Source organism: Rhodopseudomonas sp. B29, assembly GCF_000333455.1.
Lineage (GTDB): Bacteria > Pseudomonadota > Alphaproteobacteria > Rhizobiales > Xanthobacteraceae > Rhodopseudomonas.
The window spans coordinates 1-5,044 of sequence record NZ_BADD01000421.1 but is presented as its reverse complement, the minus strand read 5'-3'; the positions used below and the strand labels follow the sequence as shown (position 1 = coordinate 5,044).

The following is a 5,044-nucleotide window of genomic DNA, read 5'->3' as shown; positions in this document are numbered from 1 at the left end:
CGATATGATCAAAAAGCAGAACCCAGCAGCTCCGGACATCGATAAGCTCACTAAACCGAAAGCCAAGGTCGAGCTGACGCGGCTGCGGATGGAGATCGAGCGGCACAATGCCGCTTACTATCAGGAAGACGCGCCGAAGATTTCGGATGCAGAGTACGACGCGCTGCGGCGGCGGCTTGAAGCCATCGAGGCGAAGTTTCCCGATCTTGTCACAGCGTCGTCGCCGACGCAGACCGTCGGCGCGGCGCCGGCGCGCGGCTTTGCCAAGGTGCAGCACGCAGTGCCGATGCTGTCGCTCGGTAACGCCTTTGCGGACGAAGACGTTGTCGAATTCGTCGAGCGCGTGCAGCGCTTCCTCAAGCTCGATGCGGTCCCGGCGATCGTCGCCGAGCCGAAGATCGACGGGTTGTCGCTGTCGCTGCGCTACGAGAACGGCGAGCTGATCCGCGCGGCCACGCGCGGCGATGGCTTCACCGGCGAGGACGTCACCGCCAACGTCCGCACCATCAAGGATGTGCCGAACACGCTGAAGGGCAAGCATATCCCCGCCGCCTGCGAACTGCGCGGCGAAGTCTACATGCTCAAGCAGGACTTTCTCGCGCTCAACAAGCGGCAGGAGGAGGCCGGCGACACAGTATTCGCCAATCCGCGAAACTCAGCGGCGGGCTCGCTTCGGCAGAAGGACGTTTCGGTTACCGCATCGCGGCCGCTCAAATTCTTCGCCTATGCATGGGGCGAGATGAGCGACTATCCGATGGAGGAGCCGACCCAGCACAAGATGCTGGAGTGGCTGCGCCATGCTGGATTCGTGGTGAACGATAAGATCACCCAGTGCCACAGCGTCGACGATGCGCTCGCCTTTTATCGCCGCATCGGCGAGATACGCGCTTCGCTGCCCTACGACATCGACGGCGTCGTCTACAAGGTCGACCGGCTCGATTATCAGGAGCGCCTCGGCTTCGTGTCGCGCTCGCCGCGTTGGGCGATCGCGCACAAGTTTGCGGCCGAGCAGGCGACGACCGTGCTGGAGAAAATCGACATCCAAGTCGGCCGAACCGGCGCGATGACGCCGGTGGCGCGGCTGCAGCCGGTCACGGTGGGCGGCGTCGTGGTGCAGAACGCGACGCTGCACAACGAGGACTACATCAAGGGCATCGGCAACGACGGCTCACCGTTGCGCGACGGCGTCGACATCCGCGAAGGCGACACCGTGGTGGTGCAGCGTGCCGGCGATGTCATTCCGCAGATCGTCAACGTGGTGATGGAGAAGCGACCGGCGTCGGCCAAGCCGTATTCGTTTCCGCATAAATGCCCGATCTGTCACAGCCACGCGGTGCGCGAGGAGGGCGAGGCAGTGTGGCGCTGCACCGGCGCGCTGATCTGTCCGGCGCAGGCGGTGGAGCGGCTGAAGCATTTTGTGTCGCGGCTGGCTTTCGACATCGACGGGCTCGGTGAGAAGCAGATCGAGCTGTTCCACGAGCGCGGCTGGGTAACTGAGCCGGCCGATATCTTCACCCTGAAAGAGCGAAACGCCGAGCTGAAGATCGAGCAGCTCGAAGGCTACGGCGAGACCTCGGTGCGTAATCTGTTCGCCGCGATCGATGCACGCCGGACGATCGAACTACACCGGCTGATTTTCGCGCTCGGCATCCGCCATGTCGGCGAGGGCAACGCCAAGCTGCTGGCGCGGCATTACGGCACGATCGACGTATTCCTCGAGGCGATGAACGCCGCCGCTGATGCGCAGACTGACGAGGGCAATCCATCCGAAGCGTATCAGGACCTCGACAACATTGCCGGCATCGGCGATGTCGTTGCCGATGCGGTGGTCGAGTTTTTCGCCGAAACGCGCAATCGCAAAGCGCTCGACGCGCTGCTCGCACAAATCGAGACCGTGCTGCCTGCCGAGCAGGCGAGGCGCGACACTGCGGTGGCCGGCAAGACGGTGGTTTTCACTGGATCGCTATCGAAGTTCACCCGCGACGAGGCCAAGGCCGCCGCGGAACGGCTGGGGGCCAAGGTCGCCGGCTCGGTGTCGAAGAAGACCGACTACGTCGTCGCCGGTGAAGATGCTGGCTCGAAGCTGACGAAGGCGCGCGACCTCGGCGTCGCCGTGCTGACCGAAGACGAGTGGCTGGCGCTGATCGGCGGGTAGTTCTCCCGCGCCGGTCATTCCGGGGCGCGCGTGAAACGCGCGAACCCGAAATCTCGCCGCCTTGGTGCACGCAGCAGATTCCGGGTTCGCTCACTGCGTGAGCGCCCCGGAATGACTCGCTGTGAGGGTGGGGCCTACAACAACGCCGACTCTTCCTCTTCGGCCTTCTCCAACAGCTCTTCTGTCACGATCGTGTCCCCGCGCGGGACCAGGAAGGTCATCGACGCCACGCAGCCCAACGCTAGGCCGGCGATGGCGATGTTCAGCGGCAGCGGCGTCGAGAAATGGCCGCCGAGCCAGGCGCCGAATTGCGAGCACAGCGCACCGAAGCCCATCTGCGTAAAGCCGAGCAGGCCCGAAGCTGTGCCGGCCGCCTGCGGCCTGACGCTGATGGCGCCGGCCGATGCGTTCGCCATCACTGCGGCATTGCCGAAGGTGATCAGCATATGCGTGCCAAACAGCCAGCTGGGGACTTGATTGTACCCAAGCACGCCCCACAACAGATTGAGCGCCGCGCCGCCGCCCTGCATGGCGAGGCCGAACCAGATCAGCCGGTCGAGCGAATGCCGCGGCGAGAATTTCACACAGAACAGGCTGCCGAGCAGATAGGCGAAGCCGGAGGTCGCGAACCAGGCGCCGTACTCGGCCGAGCTGCGGCCCATCTGTGTCACGACGACATAAGGGCCGCCGCCCGCGAAGGTGAAGATAATGGCCGAGGCTAGCACCTGACACAGCACGTAGCCGACGAAAGCGCGGTTACCAAGCAGCCCGCCGATATCGGCGCGCAGGCCGCCACGCGTCGACGCGCCGCTGCTCCGTCGCGTCTCCGGCAGCGCGAACGCGATGGTTGCAACCACGATGATCGCGGCGAATGTCACGACATAGAAGATCGCCCGCCAGCCGAACGTGATCTCGATCATGCCGCCGGCCAGCGGGCTGAGCATCTGCGCGATCATCATGACGGCGATCACCAGGCTCAGCATGCCGCCGGCTTTGTCGCGGCTGTAGAGATCGCGGATCACCGCCCGGCTGATCACCATGCCGGTGGCGCCGCCGAGAGCCTGGAGAAAGCGCAGCGCGATCAGTTGCGGCAGGGTCTGGGCGAAGATGCAGCCGAAGCTGGCCAGCACCATCAGCGTCAGGCCGCCGAGCAGCACCGGACGCCGGCCGAAACGATCCGACAGCGGTCCCATGAACAGCTGCGAGCACGCCAGCCCGACCATGTAGAGCGACACCGTCATCTGAGCGACGGAGGTGTTGCTGCCGAGACTGGTCGCCAGCAGCGGCAGCGCCGGCAGCAGGATGTACATCGCGATCGGCGCCGCGCCGTTCATCAGCACGAGCAGCAGCACCAAGAGCTTCGTCGGCGGCCGGTCGATCGCGCTCGGGTCGATGCTGCCGTATCGGCCGACGATTCCGTGCATGAAGGGTCGGTCCTGAAAGGCGGCCGCGGCGCGTGGGGATGGGGTGTGCGAAGGACATTAGCGTGCCGGACGAACGCTAACAGGCCGTTTTCGGCATAAGGCTATGCGGAGGGAGGGGCGGGGCAGCTTGCCAAGCACCGTCATTCCGGGGCGCGCGTAGCGCGAACCCGGAATCTCTGCGGTGCAGAACAGATCGGGATTCCGGGTTCACGCGCTACGCGCGTGCCCCGGAATGACACGCGTGAGGTGGAGGAGTTCAGTGCTCGAGCGGTGCCGTCGCGGCGTCCAGCCAGAGCTGGGTCGGGCCGTCGAGCTGGGGGCGGACTTCGTCGCGGACGCGGGCGTGGTACGCGTTGAGCCAGGCGAGCTCCTTGCGGCTGAGCATGGCGACGTCGATCAGCCTGCGGTCGATCGGCGCCAGCGTTAGGGTCTCGAAGCCGTTCATCGGCTTCTCGGCGCCGTCGATGGTCTTCTCGACCACGAGTTCGAGGTTCTCGATGCGGATGCCGAAGCCGTCGGTCTTGTAGTAGCCGGGCTCGTTGGACAGGATCATGCCGCGCTTCAGCGGCGTCGAGCCGAGCTTGGAGATCCGCGCCGGGCCTTCGTGCACCGACAGATAGGAGCCGACGCCGTGGCCGGTGCCGTGCTCGAAATCGATCCCGGCCTGCCACAAAAATTGCCGCGCCAGCGTGTCGAGCTGCGCGCCCGTGGTGCCATCGGGAAACACCGCGCGAGCGATGGCGATGTGGCCGCGCAACACACGGGTGAAGCGGTCGCGCATCTCGGCGGTCGGCTCGCCGATCGCGATGGTGCGGGTGACGTCGGTGGTGCCGTCCTGATATTGCGCGCCGCTATCGATCAGCAGCAGGTCGCCCGGCTGAATGCGGCGATTGCTCTTGCGGGTGACACGATAATGCACGATCGCGCCGTTCGGCCCGGTGCCCGAAATGGTGGGGAAGGAGACATCCTTGAGTGCGCCGGTGTCGCGGCGGAACGTCTCCAGCGCCTCGACGGCGTCGATCTCGGTAAGCGAGCCCTTCGGCGCTTCGGCATCGATGAAGGCGAGGAAGCGCGCCAGCGCCACGGCGTCGCGGCGGTGCGCGGTCTTGGTACCGGCAATCTCGGTTGTGTTCTTGACGGCCTTGAGCAGCGCGATCGGATCGGCGCCGCGCAGCGGCGTGCCTCCGGCTTCGGTGATCAGGCGGGTGAGGGCGTCGGCCGCGGTGGCGCCGTCGAGCGCGATGGCTGCGCCGCCTTGCGCCAGCTCACGGAGCGCAGGCGCCAGCGCCGCCGGCTCCTCGACCTGCGCGGTCCGCTCAAGGTGATCGCGCGCCGAATTCGACAGCTTGCGGCCGTCGATGAAGATGGTCGGCCGGCCTTCGACCGGCACGAGCGCGTAGGACAGCGGCAGCGGCGTGTGTGAGACATCGGCGCCGCGGATGTTGAAGGTCCAAGCCACAGCGTG

Annotated in this window: 3 protein-coding genes; 1 reads left to right on the top strand and 2 read right to left on the bottom strand. The window is 65.8% G+C overall.

Annotated elements, in window-relative coordinates; translation table 11 throughout:
* Positions 1-4 precede the first annotated feature (4 nt).
* A complete protein-coding gene (gene ligA, locus I5M_RS15090; protein WP_022722157.1) occupies positions 5-2,155 on the top strand; it encodes an NAD-dependent DNA ligase LigA in 2,151 nt (716 codons plus the stop codon).
* Positions 2,156-2,289: 134 nt separating this feature from the next.
* Here the strand turns inward: ligA and I5M_RS15085 are convergent, their stop codons facing one another.
* Positions 2,290-3,579, bottom strand: a complete 1,290-nt coding sequence (locus I5M_RS15085) for a multidrug effflux MFS transporter (RefSeq protein ID WP_022722156.1) — start codon at positions 3,577-3,579, stop codon at positions 2,290-2,292.
* Positions 3,580-3,835: 256 nt separating this feature from the next.
* Positions 3,836-5,044 (bottom strand): aminopeptidase family protein P (locus tag I5M_RS15080; RefSeq protein ID WP_022722155.1); only part of this gene is annotated, 1,209 nt, incomplete at its 5' end.